At 71.4% G+C, this 20,014-nt stretch carries 17 protein-coding genes, 1 tRNA gene and 1 pseudogene; 13 read left to right on the forward strand and 6 right to left on the reverse strand.

What is annotated here, in order from left to right; translation table 11 throughout:
• The first annotated feature begins 27 nt into the window (after positions 1-27).
• From speB to OG206_RS03980, 3 genes are all read left to right on the forward strand, one after another.
• Complete coding sequence (speB, locus tag OG206_RS03970) at positions 28-978, forward strand: agmatinase (RefSeq protein ID WP_327112211.1); 951 nt, start codon at positions 28-30, stop codon at positions 976-978.
• Positions 975-1,949 carry a clavaminate synthase Cs1 gene (cs1, locus tag OG206_RS03975; RefSeq protein WP_327112213.1) on the forward strand — a complete coding sequence of 325 codons (975 nt, stop codon included), beginning with the start codon at positions 975-977 and terminating at the stop codon, positions 1,947-1,949. Before speB ends, cs1 begins: the two co-directional genes overlap by 4 nt.
• Positions 1,950-2,172: 223 nt before the next feature.
• Positions 2,173-3,843 (forward strand): penicillin-binding transpeptidase domain-containing protein, encoded by a 1,671-nt coding sequence (locus OG206_RS03980; RefSeq protein WP_327112215.1) that lies wholly within the window; start codon positions 2,173-2,175, stop codon positions 3,841-3,843.
• A gap of 198 nt (positions 3,844-4,041) precedes the next feature.
• Here the strand turns inward: OG206_RS03980 and OG206_RS03985 are convergent, their stop codons facing one another.
• The 4 genes from OG206_RS03985 to OG206_RS04000 form a co-directional block, all read right to left on the reverse strand.
• Entirely contained in the window at positions 4,042-4,620 is a 579-nt protein-coding gene (locus OG206_RS03985) for a fasciclin domain-containing protein (RefSeq protein WP_327112217.1), read from the reverse strand.
• 528 nt (positions 4,621-5,148) lie between these two features.
• A complete protein-coding gene (locus OG206_RS03990) occupies positions 5,149-5,394 on the reverse strand; it encodes a hypothetical protein (RefSeq protein ID WP_327112219.1) in 246 nt (81 codons plus the stop codon).
• Between the two features lie 560 nt (positions 5,395-5,954).
• Positions 5,955-6,028: transfer RNA gene (locus tag OG206_RS03995), tRNA-Pro, on the reverse strand.
• A 50-nt stretch (positions 6,029-6,078) separates the two neighbouring features.
• Positions 6,079-8,736, reverse strand: a complete 2,658-nt coding sequence (locus OG206_RS04000) for an ATP-binding protein (RefSeq protein WP_327112221.1) — start codon at positions 8,734-8,736, stop codon at positions 6,079-6,081.
• Between the two features lie 107 nt (positions 8,737-8,843).
• On the opposite strand from OG206_RS04000, the gene OG206_RS04005 reads away from it, so the two are divergent.
• From OG206_RS04005 to OG206_RS04015, 3 genes are all read left to right on the forward strand, one after another.
• Complete coding sequence (locus tag OG206_RS04005) at positions 8,844-9,377, forward strand: DUF309 domain-containing protein (RefSeq protein WP_327112223.1); 534 nt, start codon at positions 8,844-8,846, stop codon at positions 9,375-9,377.
• Between the two features lie 105 nt (positions 9,378-9,482).
• Positions 9,483-9,905, forward strand: a complete 423-nt coding sequence (locus OG206_RS04010; RefSeq protein WP_327112225.1) for a DUF350 domain-containing protein — start codon at positions 9,483-9,485, stop codon at positions 9,903-9,905.
• A 63-nt stretch (positions 9,906-9,968) separates the two neighbouring features.
• Positions 9,969-10,325 carry a hypothetical protein gene (locus tag OG206_RS04015; protein WP_327112227.1) on the forward strand — a complete coding sequence of 119 codons (357 nt, stop codon included), beginning with the start codon at positions 9,969-9,971 and terminating at the stop codon, positions 10,323-10,325.
• A 50-nt stretch (positions 10,326-10,375) separates the two neighbouring features.
• Here OG206_RS04015 and OG206_RS04020 read toward each other — a convergent pair whose 3' ends face one another.
• Entirely contained in the window at positions 10,376-11,287 is a 912-nt protein-coding gene (locus OG206_RS04020) for an FAD-dependent oxidoreductase (RefSeq protein ID WP_442805796.1), read from the reverse strand.
• Between OG206_RS04020 and OG206_RS04025 the strand changes: the two are divergent.
• Positions 11,193-11,435 (forward strand): annotated as a pseudogene (locus OG206_RS04025) (amino acid permease); the annotation flags it as partial. The gene OG206_RS04020 and the pseudogene OG206_RS04025 sit on opposite strands and share 95 nt — an antisense overlap.
• A 19-nt stretch (positions 11,436-11,454) precedes the next feature.
• Here the strand turns inward: OG206_RS04025 and OG206_RS04030 are convergent.
• Positions 11,455-12,219 carry a sulfite exporter TauE/SafE family protein gene (locus tag OG206_RS04030; RefSeq protein ID WP_327112229.1) on the reverse strand — a complete coding sequence of 255 codons (765 nt, stop codon included), beginning with the start codon at positions 12,217-12,219 and terminating at the stop codon, positions 11,455-11,457.
• 146 nt (positions 12,220-12,365) lie between these two features.
• On the opposite strand from OG206_RS04030, the gene OG206_RS04035 reads away from it, so the two are divergent.
• From OG206_RS04035 to OG206_RS04060, 6 genes are all read left to right on the forward strand, one after another.
• Positions 12,366-13,484 (forward strand): substrate-binding domain-containing protein, encoded by a 1,119-nt coding sequence (locus OG206_RS04035; protein WP_327112231.1) that lies wholly within the window; start codon positions 12,366-12,368, stop codon positions 13,482-13,484.
• Between the two features lie 101 nt (positions 13,485-13,585).
• Positions 13,586-14,962, forward strand: coding sequence for an ABC transporter substrate-binding protein (locus OG206_RS04040; RefSeq protein ID WP_327112233.1), 1,377 nt, complete (start codon positions 13,586-13,588; stop codon positions 14,960-14,962).
• Between the two features lie 48 nt (positions 14,963-15,010).
• Complete coding sequence (locus OG206_RS04045) at positions 15,011-16,015, forward strand: carbohydrate ABC transporter permease (protein ID WP_327112235.1); 1,005 nt, start codon at positions 15,011-15,013, stop codon at positions 16,013-16,015.
• The gene (locus tag OG206_RS04050; RefSeq protein ID WP_327112237.1) at positions 16,015-16,890 is read left to right on the forward strand and encodes a carbohydrate ABC transporter permease; all 876 of its coding nucleotides are present in this window, start codon (positions 16,015-16,017) and stop codon (positions 16,888-16,890) included. Before OG206_RS04045 ends, OG206_RS04050 begins: the two co-directional genes overlap by 1 nt.
• Positions 16,891-16,927: 37 nt before the next feature.
• Entirely contained in the window at positions 16,928-17,956 is a 1,029-nt protein-coding gene (locus tag OG206_RS04055) for a hydroxyacid dehydrogenase (RefSeq protein ID WP_327112239.1), read from the forward strand.
• Positions 17,953-19,845 carry a DUF2264 domain-containing protein gene (locus OG206_RS04060; RefSeq protein ID WP_327112241.1) on the forward strand — a complete coding sequence of 631 codons (1,893 nt, stop codon included), beginning with the start codon at positions 17,953-17,955 and terminating at the stop codon, positions 19,843-19,845. The genes OG206_RS04055 and OG206_RS04060 overlap by 4 nt, the downstream gene beginning before the upstream one ends.
• Positions 19,846-20,014: the final 169 nt, after the last annotated feature.

Here is a 20,014-nt window from a genome sequence, read left to right on the forward strand (position 1 = left end):
GGCCCATCCGACAGGAGGGATGACGTCGTGGAACGTGTCGACACCGCGATCTCGCCCCGCTACGCGCAGATCCCCACCTTCATGCGCCTGCCGCACGACCCCCAGCCCACCGGCCGCGACGTCGTCGTGATCGGGGCGCCCTACGACGGGGGCACCAGCTACCGGCCGGGGGCCCGCTTCGGCCCGCGTGCCATCCGCAACGAGTCGGGCCTGATCCACGGCGTCGGGATCGACCGGGGGCCCGGCACCTTCGAGCTCATCGACTGTGTGGACGGCGGGGACATCGACCTGACCCCGTTCAACATGCACATCGCGATGGAGACGGCCCACCGCCATCTGCGCGGCCTCCTCCAGGACAACGCCGCCTTCCTGATGCTCGGCGGCGACCACTCGCTCACGCTCGCGGCCCTGCGCGCCGTGGCCGAGCAGCACGGTCCCGTCGCCGTGGTCCACCTGGACGCGCACTCGGACACCAACCCCGCTTTCTACGGGGGCGAGTTCCACCACGGGACCCCGTTCCGGCACGGCATCGACGAGGGCGTCATCGACCCCGCGCGCACGGTGCAGATCGGCATCCGGGGCCACAACCCCCGCCCCGACTCGCTGGACTACGCCCGCGGCAAGGGGGTGCGGGTGGTCACCACCGACGAGTTCGTGGAGACCGGTGTCGCCGGTACCCATGCGCTCATCAAGGAGCTCATCGGCGACCGCCCCGTCTACGTGTCCGTCGACGTCGACGTCGCCGACCCGGCCTTCGCCCCCGGTACCGGTACCCCGGCACCCGGTGGGCTCTCCTCCCGCGAGGTCCTGGCCCTGCTGCGGTGCGTGGGCGAGCTGCGGCCGGTCGGCTTCGACGTCATGGAGGTCTCGCCGCTCTACGACCACGCCGGGATCACCTCCGTCCTGGCGACCGAGATAGGCGCGGAGCTGCTCTACCAGTACGCCCGTGCTCACATCAAAGAAAGGAACGACGCGTGACCGTCATCGACTGCTCCGAACTCCGCGACGAACTCCTGGAACTGGCCTCGCGCCTGCCGACGGTGCCGCGCGCGGACCTCCCCGCCTTCCTGGAGGCCGCCAAGGCGGCGTCCACCGACCTCCCGGCCCGCCTCGCCGAAGCCCTCGACGCCTTCAACGTCTCCGGCAACGAGGACGGCTACCTCCTGCTGCGCGGTCTCCCCGTGGAGCCCGAGGACCAGCTGCCCCGCACCCCCGAGTCCACCCCCGCGCCGGCGGAGCGCCCTCTCCTCACGATGGAGGCGATGCTCGGCATCGTCGGCCGCCGGCTCGGCCTGCACACGGGTTACCAGGAACTGCGCAGCGGCACCGTCTACCACGACGTGTATCCCTCCCCCGGCGCTCACCACCTGTCCTCGGAGACCTCCGAGACCCTGCTGGAGTTCCACACGGAGATGGCGTACCACCAGCTCCAGCCCAACTACGTGATGCTGGCCTGCTCCCGCGCCGACCACGAGCGCAGGGCCGCGACCCTGGTGGGTTCGGTCCGCAAGGCACTGCCTCTGGTGCCGGAGGGCTTCCGCAACCACCTCTTCGACCGCAGAGTGCCCTGCCGCGTGGACGTCGCGTTCCGCGGCGGCGTCGAGGACCCGGGCGCGATAGCCCAGGTGAAGGCGCTGTACGGCGACGCTTCCGACCCGCTGCTGGGTTACGACCGGGAGCTGCTGGCCCCCGAGGACCCCCGGGACGTCGAGGCCGTCGAGTCACTCTCGAAGGCGCTGGACGAGGTCACCGAAGCCGTCCACCTGGTCCCCGGTGACGTCCTGATCGTCGACAACTTCCGTACGACGCACGCCCGTACACCGTTCACACCACGCTGGGACGGGGCGGACCGGTGGCTGCACCGCGTCTACATCCGCACCGACCGCTTCGGGCAGCTCTCCGGGGGTGAGCACGCGGGCGACGTCGTCGCCTTCACCCCTCGCGCCTGACCGGACATGCACGGCCCGGCGGGCCGGCGGCACTCCGCGACCGTGCGGAGCGCCGCCGGCCCGCCCGTCGTGCTGCCCGCTCCCGGGCCGCTCTCGGCTCACTCTCCCGCCGCTCTCCGGGGTGGCCCGGCGCCCGGGGGCAGCGGTTAGCGTGTCGGACAGGTGATCGGGAGCGGTCCGGTCGCGGGAGAGGTATCCGCAGCAGACGAGGAGAGAACGCCAAGTGTCGGACCCCACCTTGCAGCAGATGGCACGTCACGACCGCGCGAGTCGACGCCGGCCACGCAGAGCACCGGTACTGGGCGTCGCGGTGGCCGTCGTCCTGGCGGCGGGCGCGGGCTGGTGGGGGTACCGGGCGTGGTCCGGGAACGGGGCGGGTCAGGACCCCGAGGTGACCGCCGCCACCGAACGGCTGCAGTCGTTCCTGGACGCGTGGGGGGCCGGGGAGGCGGCGAAGGCAGGGGCGCTGTCCGACTCCCCGGAGAACGCGGAGTCCCTGCTGACCTCGGTGATGAACAACCTGAAACCGACGAAGTCGGAGCTGGCGGCGGGGGACGGCGACAAGAACGACAAGGGCGAGGTGACGGTCCCGTTCACCGCGCGGTTCAGCATTCCGGCCGTCGGCAGGTTCGCCTACGAATCCGAGGCGTCGGTCGTCGAGAAAGCCGGGCAGTGGACCGTGGAGTTCACCTCCCCGATGATCCACCCGCGGCTGAAGCCCGGCCAGACGCTCGCCCTGAAGACGGTGGCCGAACGGGCCGCTGTGCTCGACACCAACGGCGACGACCTGCAGGCGGCCTCCTTACGCGGCTCGGTGGACGAGCAGGGGAAGGGTGTGTTCGGGCTCGAGGCGCGCTACGACAAGCAGCTGCGTGGCGGCGGGGGCGCGGCCACCAGTGAGGTCGTGATCGCCGACCGGCAGTCGGGCCGGGCGGAGGCCTCCCTGACCAAGAGCTCGGCCGAGCCGGGCAAGCCGGTGAGGACGACGATCGATCCGAAGGTCCAGGGAGCGGCGGCCGCCGCCATGGAGGGGCTGAAGGTGAACGCGGCGCTGATCGCCGTGGAGCCCTCGACGGGGAACATCCTCGCCGTCTCGAATCGCCCTGCGGGCGGGCTGAACCGCGCGCTGGCCGGGCAGTACCCTCCCGGGTCGACGTTCAAGGTGGTCACGGCGGCGGCGATGCTGAAGGCGGGGATGAAGCCGTCGGACGTGGTGGAGTGCCCCAAGTTCGCCCACGTCGACGGACAGAGGTTCGAGAACCAGAACCAGTTCACCCTGCCCGCCGGCTCGACCTTCAAGGACTCGTTCGCGAAGTCCTGCAACACCATGTTCGTCGGGCACCGTGCGAAGGTGGGCGGCTCCGCGCTGCACGACGCGGCTGCGGCCTTCGGGATCGGCGGCGTCTGGGACGTCGGTGACACGACGTACGACGGCTCGGTGCCGGTGAGTACGTCGGACAACGACCTCGCGGCGTCGACCATCGGCCAGGCCCGGGTGCAGGCCTCGCCGCTGGTCATGGCCTCGATCGCTGCGACGGTCAAGGAGGGGACCTTCAAGCAGCCGGTGCTGGTGCCCGACGCGGTCAGGAAGAAGCACGAGGCGGCGGCAAGGCTGGACCCGTCGGTGACGGACGCCCTGCGCGACATGATGCGGGCGACGGTGACGTACGGGGCGGGCAGTGCGCTGACAGGCATCCCCGGCGAGCCGCACGCCAAGACGGGCACGGCCGAGTTCGGCGAGGAGAAGCCGCCGCGCACCCACGCCTGGATGATCGGCTACCAGGGCGGCAGCGACCTGGCCTGGTGCGTGATGCTGGAGGACGGCGGTTCGGGCGGCGCCGACGCGGGCCCGGTGGCCGCGAGGTTCCTGAAGGCCCTGCCGGACGCCGGCTGAGCGCCGCGGCTGCGTGGCCGGCGTCGGTCAGGGTGTTGGGCATCCCTGGGCCGTGCCCGTACGAGTGCGGTGCTCGGCCTGGGTCAGGATGGTCGGGGGCGCGGTCCGATACGCACCGACACCAACCACTCCGAAGGCCGGCAGCACCCTGCCGTCTCCGTGCGAAGGCAGGGTGCTGGTGTTCCTGCTACCTGTCCACTACTCGGGCATCAGGACCGTGTCGATGAGCTCCACCGTGGCATTGGCGGTGGGAATGCCACCGCAGACGATCTTCGCGGAGTCGTTCACCGTGAAGGAGTCACCCGACCCTGAGGTGGTGAGGTTGCTGCCCTCGAGGGTCTTGAAGTCGCCCTTCGCGAGGTCACTCTTGGTGATCTTCTCGCCCACGACGTGATACTTGAGGACCTTGGTCAGCTGGCTCTTGTCGGCCAGCAGAGCGTCGAGGTCCGCCTTCGGGATCTTCTCGAACGCCGCGTTGGTCGGAGCGAAGACCGTGATGTCCTTCGAGTTGTTCAGGGTGTCGCCCAGGTCGGCCGCTTTCACCGCCGCGGCCAGCGTCGACAGTTCGGGGTTGTTGGATGCTGCGGTGGCCACCGGGTCGTTGGCCATGCCGGCAAGGCTGCCCTGGCCGTCTGCGGGTAGGGACGAACAGCCGGAGCCGAAGGGCTGCGTGCCGTTGTCGGCAGATGCCGGGGGCGCAGCGATTCCCATCACTGCGGAGAAGACCACTGCCGCTGACGCGGCGAAGACGGAGCGGTGGATCCGGGTGACGTTCATGGGATGTCTCCTCGTCCGGGAGGTCTGTGCCTCGACGGAGCCGGAATTCGGCCGGCGCGCGAGCCCGTCCGGCGTCGCTGCCGATACGCGATCCCGCGCACACGTCCTCCAGCGTCACACAGATCTTCCATAGCCGCTCAAGGAGCCTTGTCGGGCGGCCGAGAAGGCAGGCCGATGCAACGGCGCCGGCAAGGTTGAGCAGTGAAGTAAGGCTGCTCATGCCATCGTCTTCCCAAGCGAGGGGAGAGGGCCCTGTCGTGCGTGGGTGTTGTTCTGCGTCCGTCCCCGTTCTGGCGCAGAATTCTGGCGTTGAGAGCAGGGGCGAAGCAGCACCGAAGCGGTGGAGAGTAAGGGTCGCGTCACCCGGTCGGCAGAGTGGACTTCACGGCCGCTCTCCTACGCTTCCGCATGGCCGGGCGGGCGTCGCGGACCGTCATGTGCCGGACTGCGACGCCTGACTCCACGCCGTCCTTCTGGACCTGCATCGACCGAACCGCCGGCCGAGCCGTCAGCGATGCAGGGCGAGGGCTATCCGTGTTTGTGGCCCGCCACGAACGGGAGGGCCTCCTTCTCGTAGTTGGCAAGTGCGAGTCCGAGTGCGAAGAACGTGGGAGCCCATTCACCTACGAAGATGCCCCAGCGGTCCGCACGCTCGATGTTCTCCTGCTTGTTGGACGCGAGCCACGAAACCAACGACAGCCCGATCGAGCCGAAAGCAGCCACGTATGCGTGCTCGCTCTTCAGGCCGGCCTCGTGCAGCTTCTTGACGATCATCTCGGTTCCCCTTCTCGATTACCCGGACCAAGGGCTGTCCCGTAGTGCCTGGTGGATCGGCGCGGGGCGTCAGATGCGGTGCATCGCAAGGCGGAAGGTCGCACGCGTACTGGATGAATGCGGGCGTTCCAACAACGCGGCGAGGCGCCGTGACTGTCGTCGTGCGCCCGCCAGGGGTCACGGGACGGCTCTTGGAGCCTTGCCTACTCGCTCCTGCCGCGCATCTCGTGGGATGCGCGGCTGCGCGATAGGACGCCGGGCTCATGCACCGGCTCAACGGCCCGCGACAACAAGACTTCGGCCGGGCGGCACCGCCCGGCGAGAGCGCCGGCACGGGGCCAATCGAGCCAGAGCCCGCGGCAGGGTGGGGCCTGAGCGACCCGCGCGGTGCTGCCAGAATGCGGCCTGATCCGCCTGACAGCCGCCGGCTGTGACGGCCCTGGCGCGGCGCAGCACGCGAGGTGTGCGGCGAACACGGGTCCCCGCCCGGTTCTCAGGGAATGACCAAGGGCCGGTTTCGGATCTCTCCGAAACCGGCCCTGATCTACGACTGTCACCAGTCGGGACGACAGGATTTGAACCTGCGACCCCTTGACCCCCAGTCAAGTGCGCTACCAAGCTGCGCCACGTCCCGATGCGATTCCGCCCGTTTTTCCCGGGTGGCCGCGCAGGACAAAGACTACCTCACTCCGAGGACCGCATCGACGTCCGCACCTGCTGGGCACGGGTCGCCAGCCCCTCCGCGCCGCACGCCACCGCGAGCTTCTGGGCACGGGCGACCTCCCGCTGGGAACGGATGGCGACGCCGTACTCGAAACGGGCCATGGCGTGCTCGTACGCCGATGAGGACGCCTCGAGGTGGCGCACCGAATCGGCCAGCAGCGCGGTGGCCTCCTCCGGCGGCGCGAACAGGGCCACACAGCGCAGGGCCTCGCCCATCGCCGTGTCCGTGCCGAAGCGCTCCGCGTGTACGCGGGCGCGGGTCGCCAGCTGGGCCGCGCGGACCGGGTCCGTGTCGGCGAGCGCACGGGCGAGGTCACCGGCCCAGGGGGCCCACACACCGTTGAACCGGCCCCGGGGTTCCAGTGCCGCTCCCGCCGCCTCCAGCTCCGCCACGGCCTCCTTGGTCCGGCCCTCGGCGAGCAGCAGGCGGCCTCGTACGCAGGGTGCGTCCGGCAGGACCATGGCGCTGGGGTAGGGCGGGCCGAAGTCGTAGCGGTCGGCCACCAGCCGCGCCTCCGCCGTCCGGCCGCGGGCGACCAGGGTGTCGACGAGCAGGCAGGCGGCGTCCCAGTGGACGGGCAGTCCGCTGCCCGCACGGTCGGCGAGCCGCAGGCCCTCGCGCAGGAAGCCCTCCGCCTCCGCGAGCCGTCCGCGGCGGCGGTGCACGAGGCCGAGGAGGGTGTGGGCGAAGGCGAGATGGGCGCCGCTCCAGCCGGAGATCTCGAAGGCGCGGACCGCCTCGGCGAAGAGTTCCTCGGCGCGGTCGAGCTGGTCGGTGAACGCGTAGGTGATGCCGACCATCGCGGGGAGTTCGAAGCCCCATTCGGAGTCGGTCCAGCCGAGCCCGCGGGCGGGGCGGCCGTCGACCAGTGCGCGTTCGCAGAAGTCGACGACGACTTGCGCGTTCTCGCCGCGGAGCATGGAGTCGAAGGCCCGCAGGGTGAGCAGGGCCCGTTCGGCGTTGTCGCGACCCTTGAGGTGGTCGGCGTTGCGGGCCAGCCGGGCCGAGCGCGCGGGGCCGTCGTCCTCGGTGGCCTGCATGCCCTCCCAGAGGAAGTGCGCGGCCTGCAGACGCATCAGGCCGGGGCCGGGAGCCGTGCGGGAGGCTTCCGCGGCCAGTGACAGAGCCGCTTCCTTGAGCTGGTTGTTGTGGGAGAGCGCCGAGGCGAGCCGGAACGTGGCGTCGATCCGGAGCGTCCCGTCGAGTCCCGGCGTGTCGAGTGCGGCACGCAGGTACTGGACCGTGGTGGCGGGCGAGGACAGCAGCGTGGCACAGCCCAGTTCGTAGAGCAGCGCCGCCCGGTCGTGGGGGCGCGGTGGTTCCTCCAGCGCCCGCTCGAGGCAGCGCCTGGCCGCTTCGGGGGCACCCACCGCGAGGTGCTGGCGCGCCGCCTCGCGGAGTTGGGAGACGAGTTCCTGGTCGTCGTCCGGGTGGACTTCGAGCAGATGGCGGGAGGCCGCCGCGGCACCGAGTCCCGCCTGGGTGATCGCCCAGGCGGCACGTCCGTGCATGGCGGTGCGCGTCGCGGGCGGGATGGAGCGGTACACGGCGCTGGCGATGAGCGGGTGGACGAATTCCAGCGGGTCGAATCCGCTGACGATGCGGGCGTCGCGCAGCCGGGCCGTGCAGTCGGCGGCCTCCGCCGAGCTCATCCCGGCCAGGGTTGCGGCGAGTTCCTGGGAGATCTCGGTGCCTAGCACGGCCGCCGCCCAGGCGAAGCGGTTGGCGTTGGTGCCCAGGCGTTCGAGCCGGGCGACGAGGCCGCTGCCCCGTGCGGACGCGCCGAGTTCGCGCAGCATGCCGGCGGATTCCTCGACCGGCGGGAGCTCACGGTCCTGCGCCTTGGCGACGAGTTCGACCGCTTCGTAGGGGTTGCCCCCGGTGACGGCCCAGACCTCGCGGCAGAAGGGGTCGTCGGCGTGGTCACCCAGTCCGGCCCGCACCAGTTCGGCGGTGGCGTCGGGGGTGAGGGCGCGGAGGGCCACCCTGATCATCGTGGGGTGGCCGGAGACCCCGCCGTTCTCCGGGGTCCGGTCGATGGCCCAGTCGGCGTTGCGGTCCGCGAGCTCCTGGGGCCGGTGCGCCTGGATGACCAGTACGGGCAGTTCGGAGAGCCGCGCGGTGAAGCCGGCGAGCCAGGCGAGGGATTCGCCGTCCGCCCAGTGCGCGTCGTCCACTATGAGGAGTAACGGCCGGTGGCTGAGGCGGGACGCGAGCCTGGACACCACGTAGTCGAGGCCGTCCCTGACGCCCTGCGGGTCGGGCTGCGGGCCACTCGGCTCGGTCAGGCCGAGTGCCGGTGCGGTGATCTCGAACCAGTCGCCGAAGAGGGCGCGGGTCTCGTCGGCGGGAAAGCGGTCCAGGGCGGGCTGCAGGAGCTGGCGCACGACGTGGAACGGCACGGATGTCACCGTCTCGCCGCCGCGCGCCGACCAGATGGTGCAGCGGTCGCCGGCCATGGTCTGGATCTCGGTGAGCAGCGCGGTCTTGCCGATGCCGGCTTCGCCACTGAACACCAGTAGCCCGCCTGCCGCTTGGCCCCCGCAGAGGGCGTCCACCGCCTGTGCGGCTGCGGCGAGTTCCGGTTCGCGCTCGTACAACGGCCGGGACGGCTTCATGCCTCCCCTTCCCAGGGTGATTGCGGAGGTCTCCGAGCCTAGTCGCGCGCGGGTGCCTACGGACAGGGTTCAGCCGGTTCCCCGCAGGTACGGGGCACAATCGGACGGTGGAAGAATCGCGCAGGGACCGTGACGAGGAAGGACGGGCGCGCAACGCGCGCCCCCGGGACGGACTGGGGCGCCCCCTCCCCTACGGCACCGAGGGTGTGGAGCGGCAGCCCGAAGGCGTGGTCCGCTCCCCCGCCGAGACGGTGCGGGAGGCGCAGCGGCTGCTGGACTCGGGGATGCCCTTCCACGCCCACGAGGTCTTCGAGGACGCCTGGAAGTCGGGGCCGGACGCCGAGCGCGAGCTGTGGCGGGGCCTCGCGCAGATGGCGGTGGGCCTCACACATTCCGCTCGGGGCAACGCGGCAGGCGGGGCGCGGCTGTTGAGGCGCGGGGCGGGGGCTGTCGAGGCGTTCCGGGAGGCCGAACCGCACGGGATCGGGGTGGGCGGGCTGATCCGCTGGGCACTGGAACTGGCGGGACGGGTGGACCCGGGGACGGGTGGGTCCGGGGTGCCGGGGGACGGGGGCGTACAGGTCGTGGACGCGGCGGCGGAAGCTCCCTGGTTGCGACGGGGAGACCGGCCCGGGAAGTGAGCATCGGAGTGCGATAGGTTTTGGGCTTTCCTGACGGCATGTTGATCACGCCTGTCACTCTTAGGTTCCATTCTTCGACCACTCGCTCAGGAGACGGACGCCCCGATGACTGACATCATCAACGGCCTCGGCCGTGCCACCGCATACGGGGCCCTCGGCGTCGTACTGCTCGTTCTCGGAATCTTTCTGATCGACGCCCTCACCCCGGGCAAGCTCGGGCGCCAGATATGGGAGGAGCGCAACCGCAACGCCGCGGTACTCCTGAGTTCGGCGCTCGTGGGAATCGGCGGCATCGTGTTCACGTCGATCTGGACGACCTACGAGGACTTCGGCAAGGGGCTCGTCTCGACCGCCGCCTTCGGGTTGCTCGGGCTCGTCATGATGGCCGTCGCCTTCCTCGTCGTCGACCTCGTGACGCCCGGGAAACTGGGTGCCACGCTGGTGGAGCGGGAACCGCACCCTGCGGTGTGGGTCACCGCGGCCTGCAACCTGGCGGTGTCCGCCATCGTGTCGGCGTCGATCGCCTGATCGTGCCCGGCGATCCGGCCGTCCGGCGAACAACCCGGTGCGCAGCCATTACGATCCGGCCTCATGAGCACTTCTGACCAGGAACAGGACCAGGCCGCCCCGGAGCAGGACCAGGCCCCGGACGTGACCACCGCGGTGATACCCGAGCCCGCCGAGCGGGAGCACAGACTCACGCCGCGTCAGGCACGGCGGCTGCGGATCGTCCTCTCCTCGGTGGGCATGGCGGTGATGGCCGCCGTCCTCGCACTGCGCATCGCCAGCCGTTCCTCCGTCCTGGTCGTGGGGGTGTACGGCCTCGCCCTCATCCTCTGCGGTGTGGTCATCGAGCTCAGCAGGAACGGCCGTACCCGTCTCGGCAGCTGGCTCCTCGCGATCGGGCTGGTGGCCGCGGTCGGCGCGGACTGGCTGGTCATTCCCTGACGAGCGGACGGGCGGCCCCGGCCGAAGCCTCGCCAGGACGGCCCGCCTCCTCACAGCGCCGTGATCCGCACAGCCGAACCGTGCGGATCGACCCGGTCGAGCCAGCCCGCCGCCAGGTGCAGGGACCGGCCGGGCCCGGTGGCCGACAGCTTCCGCTGCCGGTGGAGTTCGCGTCCGTCCTGGGTCACGACGAGCACCGGCCGGGCCAACGGCCGGGCGGCACGGAGCAGGAACCGCTCCCGGGGCGGGCGTACCCCCACCGTCCCGGCCATGTTCGGCGCGATCCACCGCAGCGGTGCGTCCACGACGAGCGACGGCCCCTGTCCGCCGGGTTCCTCGGTGCCGAGCAGACGGTGGAGCACGGGAACGGCGACGGCCCGGCCCTCCTCGGCGGCGAACCCGGCGCGCTCGACGGCGTGGAGCAGGTTCCCGGCCGCGAAGACACCCGGCCGCGAGGTGCGGAACGCGGCGTCGTAGGCGGGTCCGCGGGTGCCGGGGTCCAGTACCAGGCCGCCCCGGCGGGCCAGTTCGTGGTCGGGGACGAAGTCGCCGGTCAGGACCACGGTGTCGCAGCTCAGGGTGGTGGTACGGCCGTCCTGGTGGCGCAGTTCCACCCCGGACAGCCGGCTCCTGCCGCGCAGACCGGTGACGGTCGCGCCGGTGAGCAGCGGGACGCGCCCGCGCGGGCGGAGCCGCGGCTCCCGCCGGTCGGTGACGACGGCGACGACCTGGACGCCGGCGACGCGCAGCGTGCCGGCCGCCGCGTACCCGACCGGGTCGTCGCCGACGACGACGGCGCGGGTGCCGATGCGCTGCCCGTAGAGATGGACCGCCTGCTGGAGTTCGCCGGTGGTGTAGACGCCGGCCGGCCGCTGGTCGAAGCCGATCGGCTGGATCGCCGTGGCATGGGTGGCGGTCGTGACCGTGCTGTTCCTGCTGCCGCAGTCCTCGCCGGTGACCATCGACTCGATGAACTACGCGTCCGTCGCACTGGTCGCGGTCCTGGTACTGGCCACGGTCTGGTGGTTCGTCGCACGCCGTACCTACAGCACCCCGGTCGCCTACGGGAACGCCCGTGAGCAGGCCGAGATCGCCGAGGGCATCGTCTGATCACACCCCTGGGCGGCCTTCAGACGAGCAGCAGCTGGAGGCCGCCCAGGACGGTGGCTCCGATCACGATCCGGTCGAAGAGCTGCTGATCGATCCGGCCGACGCAGGCCCGGCCGAGGTACGCGCCCGGGATGACGAACAGCACGAGGGCGGCGTCGAGCAGGAGCGACTGCGCGTCGATGAGGCCGAGTCCGACACTGAAGGGGACCTTGGACGTGTTGACGATGAGGAAGAACCACGCGGACGTCCCGAGGAAGCCCAGCTTCCGGAAGCCGGCGGACAGCAGGTAGAGGGACATCACGGGGCCGCCCGCGTTGGCGACCATGGTGGTGAACCCCCCGAGCACCCCGTACGAGCGGGCTTTGAGGCGCCCGACGCGCGTGGGGCCGGAAGCGTCCTCCTTGGTGGCCACCTCGGGGCGCGCCCGCCGTCGCCACACGGTGACCCCGGCCATGAAGAGCAGGATCGCACCGATCGAGGTGCGTACTGCGGCGTCGTCGGCCCACATCATGAAGACGGTGCCCGCCACGACGCCCACGGCGACGGCGGGAAAGAGCCGCAGCAGGGTCGGCCAATGGGCGTGACGGCGGTAGACGAGCACGGCGAGCGTGTCGCCCGCGATCAGGATCGGGAGCAGCACACCGGTCGATTCGCGTGCCGGGAGCACGGCGGCGAAGACGGCGAGGCTGATCGTGTTGGCACCGCTGACGGCGGTCTTGGAGAAGCCGACGAGCGTGGATGCCGCCGCGAGCGCGGCCAGTTGCCAGAGTGTGATGGTGTCCATTGCGGGTCAGATGGTAGACACATATTCCTCTGTACGGATCATCGTTCCGTCTTCCGAGCTCACCGCGACCCGCCCCCTCGCTATGCTGCGACCGCTCACGGAAACGTTCAAACGAACACGGCACAGCGGTAGGCAAGGGGGCCAGCATGCGGGAGCCGGTCGAGCTGAGGCGCAAACGCATACTCGCGGTGGTGCACGCGCGGGGCTCGGTCAAGGTGAGTTCGCTCGCCACCGAGCTCGCCGTCTCGGCGGTCACGCTGCGGCGGGACGTCGAGGAACTCGCCCTGGCGGGGATGCTGAGGCGCGGGCACGGGGTGGTGCGCCCCATGGAGGACGCGGAGCGGACGGAGACGGTGCCCGCCGCCCGGGGTGAGGGGTCCGGCGGGGACGGCGGCGCCGTGGCCCTGGTCGTCCCGGAGCGGCATTCGTACCTCTACGAGACCCTGCACGGCGCCAGGACCGCCCTGGAGGAGGCCGGGATCCGGATCACCCTGCGTATCGCCCCGCAGGCGGCCGGAGCCGAACGGCCTCAGGTGGAAAGGGCCCTGGTTGCGGGGGTGCGCGGACTGCTGATCGCTCCGCGGTGGCGCAGCGCGGCCGTCGAGGAGGCGGATTACGGCTGGCTCTCGGCGATCGGGGTGCCGACCGTCCTGATGGAGCGGCGCGCCCGGCCCGGCAGCGCACTCCACGCCCTGGACTCGGTGTGTTCCGACCACTGGTACGGAATCCATCTGGCCGTGGACCACCTGGTGTCGCTCGGCCACCGGCGCCTGGTGCTCGCCGCCCGGAACGACAGCCCCACGGCGCGTGCGATTCGGACGGCCTTCGCCGACATCGCGGCGGCCCGTCCCGAGGTGGAGGACTGGTCGGTGGTCCTCAGTTCCCCGACGGCGGGCCCGGGGGACGGCCCCCAGGAGGCCGCACCCGACCTCGCGGCGCTCGTGCGGGAGCGCGGGATCACCGGCGCCGTCCTGCACGGCGACGAGGACGCCCTCATGCTGGTCCAGCGGCTGGCGGAGAGCGGGATACGGGTGCCGAGGGACTGCTCCGTGGTGGCGTACGACGACGTGGTCGCGGCCCTGGGCACCACCTCGTTGAGCGCTGTCGCCCCGCCCCGGGCGGACATCGGGCGGGCGGCCGCGGAGCTGATGCTGCACCGGCTGGGGCATCCGGCCGGCACGACGGGTCCGGTGCGCAGGATCGAACTGCTGCCCCGCCTCGAAGTGCGGGGATCGACCAGGAGGTTGACGGCTCCGGAGAACTGATCGTTTGAACACTTCAATCTTCTTTTGATCGATCTATTGACCACTATCGATCAGCCGATCAGTATTCCCCGTGTCTCGAACCAGAGCCGCGGGAGGCGCACATGCCCGGTCGACAGAGCCGTCGATCCGTGCTCGCCACGATCGCCGCACTCCCTCTCGCGGGCGCGCTCAGCGCCTGCGGGAGCGGTGGCGGGGACACACGATCGGGCGGTACGAGCAGTACCGGCAGGACCGTGAACAGCAGGAACGGCAGGAACGGCGGGAAGACACGGATCACCTTCTGGTCCGCGCTGCGGGGCAGTCAGGAGGTCGTCGACGCGTTCAACCGCGGACACGCCGGCATCCAGGTCGACTTCCAGCAGATCCCCTCGGGGGCGCAGGGCGGCTACGCCAAGCTCAGCAACGCGGCCCGGGCCGGCAACGCCCCGGACGTCGCCACCATCGAATACCCCCAGGTGCCCGGCTTCGCCATCGACGGGGTCTGCCGCGACGTCACCGGCCTCGTCAGCGACCGGCTGCGCGCGAGACTGCTGCCGCAGGCGCTGGAGCTGACGACCTTCGAGAAGCGTGTGTTCAGCGTCCCGCTCGACATAGAACCGATGGTGCTGCACTACCGCACCGACCTCTTCGAGCGGTACGGACTGACCGTCCCGGGCACCTGGGAGGACTTCGAGGACGCGGCAAGGACCGTACGCCGCAGGAGCGGTGAGCGCCGGATGGCCCTCTTCCCCACGGACGGCGACACCCATCTCGCGGCGTTCGCGTGGCAGGCCGGCGCGCAGTGGTTCGACACGGCCGGCGGGGCCTGGAACGTCTCGCTGGCCGACGCGCCGACCCGCCGGGTCTCCGCGTTCTGGCAACGGCTCACCGATCAGGACCTGGTCTTCATGAACGCGGTGGAGAGCCGGCACAGCGACGTCCAGATCGGCAACGGCCTGGTGCTCAGCAGGCTCAGCGGCGCGTGGGACGCGGGTGCCCAGATGAAGGCCCGCCCCGGCCAGAAGGGCAGGTGGGCCCTCGCGCCGATCCCCCAGTGGGACCCGGGCGACCCCGGCGTGGGGACGCACGGCGGCTCGACGTTCGCCGTCACCAAGGACAGCGCCCACCCCGAGGCCGCGATGGAGTTCATCGAATGGCAGGTCTCGCACCCCGACGCCCTCCGCGCCCGGCTCTCCAGCGGGGCCAGCAGCCAGTACCCCGCTGCCCCCGGACTCGTCGAGGTGGGCCGCCAGGCGTTCGACCGCGCCTACTACGGCGGCCAGGACATCTACAGCCTCTTCGAGCAGGAGGCCCACAAGATCCGTCCGGGCTGGATCTGGGGGCCCCGGATGACGGCGACCGGCAAGCTCATGAAGGACGGACTGGCCCGGGCGAGCGGAGGCCAGGGCTCCATCATCGGAGCGGTCCGGGCGGCGCAGGAGGGCACCATGCCGGACCTGAAGGCCCTCGGTCTCTCGACCACCCGGCGCTCCACCTGACCGGAGTCCGGCATCCCGTAACCATCAGCAGAGAGGCAGGTGACACCCTTGACCAGCGCCACCCCCGTGTCCGTCCCGGCGGATGCCCCGGGCGCCCCCGCCCGGCCGTCACCGCGGAGTCCGGCCGAGGCAGCGCCCGCGTCCACCCGCAGGTCCGCCAGGCGGCGTGAACTCGGCGCCTGCGGCGTCCTGATGACGCCCTTCTTCGTCCTCCTGGTGACCGTCTTCCTGATCCCGGTGGCCACCGCCGTCCACCTGAGCTTCTTCAGCGACGACCAGCCGGGGCTCGGCTTCGGCCCGGAACGCACGGTCTTCGCCGGGTTGCGCAACTACACCGCCGTACTGGCCGACCCGACCTTCCTCGGCGGGCTCGGCATCGTCGCCCTGTACTGCCTGGTCTACATCCCGCTGATGGTGATCGGCGCGCTCGTGCTCGCGCTGCTCCTGGACTCCGGCGTGGTCCGGCTCCGGGGCACCGTCCAGCTCTCGCTCTTCCTGCCGCACGCCGTGCCGGGCATCATCGCCGCCCTGATCTGGCTGTACCTCTACACCCCCGGCATCAGCCCGGTGATCGGCCTGCTCGCCGAGGCCGACATCACGGTCGACTTCCTCGGGGTGCACACCGTGCTCCCGTCCATCGTGAACATCGCACTGTGGAGCAACCTGGGCTACAACATGGTCGTCTTCTACGCCGCACTGCAGGCCGTGCCGCGCGAGGTGATCGAGGCGGCGGTCGTCGACGGCGCGGGCCCGGTCCGCACGGCGCTGCGGGTCAAGGCCCCGCTGGTGCGGTCGTCGATCGTGATGGTCGCGATGTTCACCCTGATCTTCGCGCTCCAGCTCTTCACCGAGCCGATGCTGCTGAGTCAGTCCACCCCGATGATCAACTCCCGGTTCTCACCCAGCATGTACATCTACGACGCCGCCTTCACCCGCAACAACTACGGCCTCGCGGCGGCTGCCTCGGTCATCCTGCTGCTGTGCACGATCGCCCTCTCCTACGGCGTCACCCGCTGGACCAACCGCTCCGACGCCGAGGAGGGTGCCCGATAATGAGCGCGCCGACCGCATCCCGCACCGCCTCACCCCTGCGTCCCCGCCTGCTGGGGCGCTCCGTCGTGAACCTCGTGGTGTTCGTGTCCGTGCTCTACACCCTGCTGCCCGTCCTCTGGCTGGTGCTCGCCTCCGCCAAGGACCGGGACGCGCTGTTCAGCAGCAACATCCTGTCGCTGGGCGACTTCTCCTTCGTACGGAACATGAAGGACCTCTTCGCCATCGACGGCGGGCTGTACGGGCGCTGGTACGCCAACAGCCTGCTGTACGCGGTCGTCGGGGCCGCGCTCGGCGCGCTGATCAGCGTCGCGTGCGGCTACGCCTTCGACAAGTACCGCTTCGCGCACAAGGAGAAGCTGTTCGGGACGGTCCTGGCGGCCGTGATGGTGCCGCAGACGGTGCTCGCCCTGCCGCTCTACCTGATGGCGTCCGGCGCCGGGCTGGTGAACACCTTCTGGGCGGTCTTCATCCCTGTCCTGTTCAACCCCTTCGGGGTCTACCTCGGCCGGATCTTCAGCCAGGGATACGTGCCGGACGAGGTGCTGGAAGCCGCACGGATGGACGGCGCGGGCGAGCTGACCGCCTACTTCCGGGTGGCGCTCCGCATGCTGGGACCCGGACTGGTCACCGTGTTCCTGTTCCAGCTCACCGCCATCTGGAACAACTTCTTCCTGCCCATGGTGATGCTCTCCGACCAGGACCTCTATCCGGTCAGCCTCGGCCTCTACACCTGGAACAGCGCGGCGTCCGTGTCGCCCGAGTACTACCCCGTGGTGATCATGGGTTCGCTTCTCGCGGTGCTGCCGCTGATCCTCGCCTTCGCCCTGCTCCAGCGTTTCTGGCGCTCCGGACTGACGGCGGGCGCCGTCAAGTAGCCGCCCCGCCCCGCCCGGACGACCGCTCAGGAGAACCATGCCCAGCACTCCCCCCGCCCACCGCCGGCCGCGCGCCGCACTCGCCATGGGAGCCGACGCCGCCGCCGCGGTGCTCTCCCCCGACACTCTGGCAGCCCTGGCCGAGGTGTGCGCACTCGCGCCGCTGCCGGCGTTCGACGACTTCACGACCGGAGCGGCCCGTGCCGTGCTCGCGGAGACGGAGGTCCTTGTCACCGGCTGGGGCTGCCCGCCGATCCACGCCGGTGTCCTGGCCGCCGCGCCCGCGCTGCGGGCCGTCGTCCACACCGCGGGCACGGTGCGCGGCCACGTGACGGAGGCCTGCTGGGACCGGGGCATCGAGGTGTCGTCGGCCGCCGCGGCCAACGCCCTGCCGGTCGCGGAGTACACGGTCGCGATGATCCTGCTGTCCGGCAAGCGCGTCCTGGAACGGGCCCGGGACTACCGCGCCACGCGGGCACGCGACGCCTGGCTCGCCACGCCCCCGGATGTGGGCAACTACCGGCGCACGGTGGGCATTCTGTCCGCCTCGCTGATCGGCCGGCGGGTGATCGAGCTCCTGCGCCCCTACGACCTGCGGATTCTTCTGCACGACCCGTACGTCACGGACGCGGAGGCGGCCGCACTCGGCGCCCACCCCGTCGGCCTGCCCGCCCTGTTCGCCGGGAGCGACGTGGTCAGCGTCCATACCCCGCTGCTGCCCGCGACCACGGGGCTGGTGAACCGGGACCTGCTCACCTCGATGCGGCCCGACGCCGTCCTCGTCAACACCTCCCGGGGCGCGGTCGTCGACCAGCAGGCACTCACCGACGTCCTGCGGGCCGAACGGATCAGGGCGGTGCTCGACGTCACCGACCCCGACCCGCTGCCCGCGGACCATCCGCTGTGGGACTGCGACAACGCCCTGATCACCCCGCACCTCGCGGGGTCCCAGGGCAACGAACTGCGGCGGCTGGCCGACCTGGCCGTCGGTGAGGTCGCCCGCTGGGCGGCGGGCGACGGCTTCGCCCATCCCGTACGACGCGAAAGGCTGGCGTTCCTCGCATGACCTCCACTCCCTTCCGGCTCCCCTCCGACGACCGTGAATCGAGCCCCCGCACCGGCTTCACCCGGGCGCACTGGGAGGCGGTGGCGGACGGTCTGCTGGACGCCGCCTGGAAGTGGGCCACGCCCGGCAGCGCCATGCTCGACCTGCCGGGCCGCCCCTCACGCTCCGGTGTCCGCTCCGACGGCCTGGAGGGCTACGCGCGCACGTTCCTCACCGCCGCCTTCCGGGTCGCGGGCGCGGACGGCAAGGACCCGCGCAACTGGCTGGAGCGTTACGCCGACGGCCTCACCGCCGGTACCCGCACCGCCGGGAGGGACGACGCCGAGTCCTGGCCCCTGATCCTGGATCACACCGTGTACGGGCAGCCGATGGTCGAGTCGGCGTCCGTCGCCATCGGCCTGCGGCTCACCCGGCCCTGGTTGTGGGACCGGCTGGACGCGGGTACCCAGGACAGGGCGGAGGCGTGGCTGCGCGGCGCGCTGCGGCACACGCCCGCCCCGAACAACTGGTACCTCTTCCCCTACTCCGTGGCCGGCTTCCTCGAGTCGGTCGGCCGCGGCGACGGAGAGACCGCGCGGGCGCGGCAGCGGGCACTGGACCTGCTGGAGGGGTGGTATCGCGGCGAGGGCTGGTACTCCGACGGGGACGGGCGCGCCTTCGACCACTACAACGGCTGGGCGCTGCACCTGTATCCGGTACTGGACGGGTACCTGTCCGGGGAAGCGGAGCTGTCCGCACACCACGGCGCGCGTCTGCGCGAGCATCTGGAGAGCTTCTCGCTGATGTTCGGCGCGGACGGTGCTCCACTGCATTTCGGCCGCTCGCTCACCTACCGTTTCGCGGCGGGAGCGGCCGTCGCCATGGGCGCGGTCTCCGGGCACACACCACTGCCCCACGGCGTCTCGCGCCGGCTGATCAGCGGCTCGCTCAGGTACTTCCTGGAGCGGGGTGCGGCTGGGAACGACGGCCTGCTGAGCCTGGGTTGGCACGGGCCGCACGACGCCACGCTCCAGGAGTACTCGGGTCCCTCGTCGCCGTACTGGGCGTCGAAGGCGTTCGTGGCTCTGCTCGCCCCGGCGGAGCACCCGCTGTGGACGGCGGCCGAGCAACCCGCGCCCAGCGAGGGTCCCGACCGGGTGCTGTCCCTGCCGTCGCCGGGACTGCTGGTGCAGACCACGCGGGCGGACGGCATCGTGCGCCTGCACAACCACGGCAGCGACCACGTCCGGCCCCATGAAGCCGAGACGGCGCAGGTGTCGGACCCCCTCTACGCCCGCCTCGCGTACTCGACGGCCACCGGCCCGACGGCGTCCGGCAACGCCGCGGACAACCACCTGTCGATCCGGGTCGCGGGTTCGCGCAGCCGGCGGGTGCGTATCCACCCGCTGGGCGCGGGGCACGGGGACGGCTGGGGCTGGGCGGCTTCCTGGCACACCCCCGTCTTCCCGGAGGGCGCGCCCACCGCGCCGGGGCTGCGGGTGGAGAGCGTGACCCTGGTCCGGGGGCCGTACGAACTGCGGGTGCACCGGATACTCGGCGCCCCGGCGGGTGCCCGGGCCGAACAGACGGGGTGGGCGACAGATCCTGCGGGCGAGGTGCGTTCGGCGCTGCATCCCCTGCACGGCTGGGCGGAGGAGGAGACCGTACGGGCGCCGCAGGGCACGGCGTTCGCGCGGTGGGCGGTGCTGCCCCGGCTGTCCGCCGAGGTGGAGGGCACGGAGGTGCTGGTGGCCGTGGCCTCGCTGACGGCGGATCCGGGCGCCACCCCGCTCGTCACGGCGGTGGGCGCGGTGGACGTGAACGGGGAGACCGTCGAAGTCCGTTGGGCCGATGACGGCGCGGTGTCCCATGTGTCATTCGCTCCGCTGGAGGTGACCCATACGCCGTAGGGACGGGATCCTGCCGGCCGCCACCCGGCCGTCGACTCCGGTCGGGTCTCCGCCCCTCGCCGCACGCATCCGCTTCACGGGGAGGGACGGATCTGAGGGAATCCCGCGATCCATGACGAGTCCTGCGGCAGCCGCCGCCCGGCAGCCGTACTGTCGGATCCCAACCGAG

Source organism: Streptomyces sp. NBC_01341 (assembly GCF_035946055.1).
Classification (GTDB): Bacteria; Actinomycetota; Actinomycetes; order Streptomycetales; family Streptomycetaceae; genus Streptomyces.

What these genes read in the sequence shown, in the direction of transcription:
- OG206_RS04040 (WP_327112233.1), top strand. Translation starts at nt 13,586, where the DNA reads ATGCCCGGTCGACAGAGCCGTCGATCCGTGCTCGCCACGATCGCCGCA.
- OG206_RS04055 (WP_327112239.1), top strand. Translation starts at nt 16,928, where the DNA reads ATGCCCAGCACTCCCCCCGCCCACCGCCGGCCGCGCGCCGCACTCGCC.
- OG206_RS04015 (WP_327112227.1), top strand. Translation starts at nt 9,969, where the DNA reads ATGAGCACTTCTGACCAGGAACAGGACCAGGCCGCCCCGGAGCAGGAC.
- OG206_RS04050 (WP_327112237.1), top strand. Translation starts at nt 16,015, where the DNA reads ATGAGCGCGCCGACCGCATCCCGCACCGCCTCACCCCTGCGTCCCCGC.
- OG206_RS04020 (WP_442805796.1), bottom strand. Translation starts at nt 11,287, where the DNA reads ATGGTCACCGGCGAGGACTGCGGCAGCAGGAACAGCACGGTCACGACC.
- OG206_RS04000 (WP_327112221.1), bottom strand. Translation starts at nt 8,736, where the DNA reads ATGAAGCCGTCCCGGCCGTTGTACGAGCGCGAACCGGAACTCGCCGCA.
- OG206_RS04060 (WP_327112241.1), top strand. Translation starts at nt 17,953, where the DNA reads ATGACCTCCACTCCCTTCCGGCTCCCCTCCGACGACCGTGAATCGAGC.
- OG206_RS04030 (WP_327112229.1), bottom strand. Translation starts at nt 12,219, where the DNA reads ATGGACACCATCACACTCTGGCAACTGGCCGCGCTCGCGGCGGCATCC.
- OG206_RS03990 (WP_327112219.1), bottom strand. Translation starts at nt 5,394, where the DNA reads ATGATCGTCAAGAAGCTGCACGAGGCCGGCCTGAAGAGCGAGCACGCA.
- OG206_RS04010 (WP_327112225.1), top strand. Translation starts at nt 9,483, where the DNA reads ATGACTGACATCATCAACGGCCTCGGCCGTGCCACCGCATACGGGGCC.
- OG206_RS03985 (WP_327112217.1), bottom strand. Translation starts at nt 4,620, where the DNA reads ATGAACGTCACCCGGATCCACCGCTCCGTCTTCGCCGCGTCAGCGGCA.
- OG206_RS04035 (WP_327112231.1), top strand. Translation starts at nt 12,366, where the DNA reads ATGCGGGAGCCGGTCGAGCTGAGGCGCAAACGCATACTCGCGGTGGTG.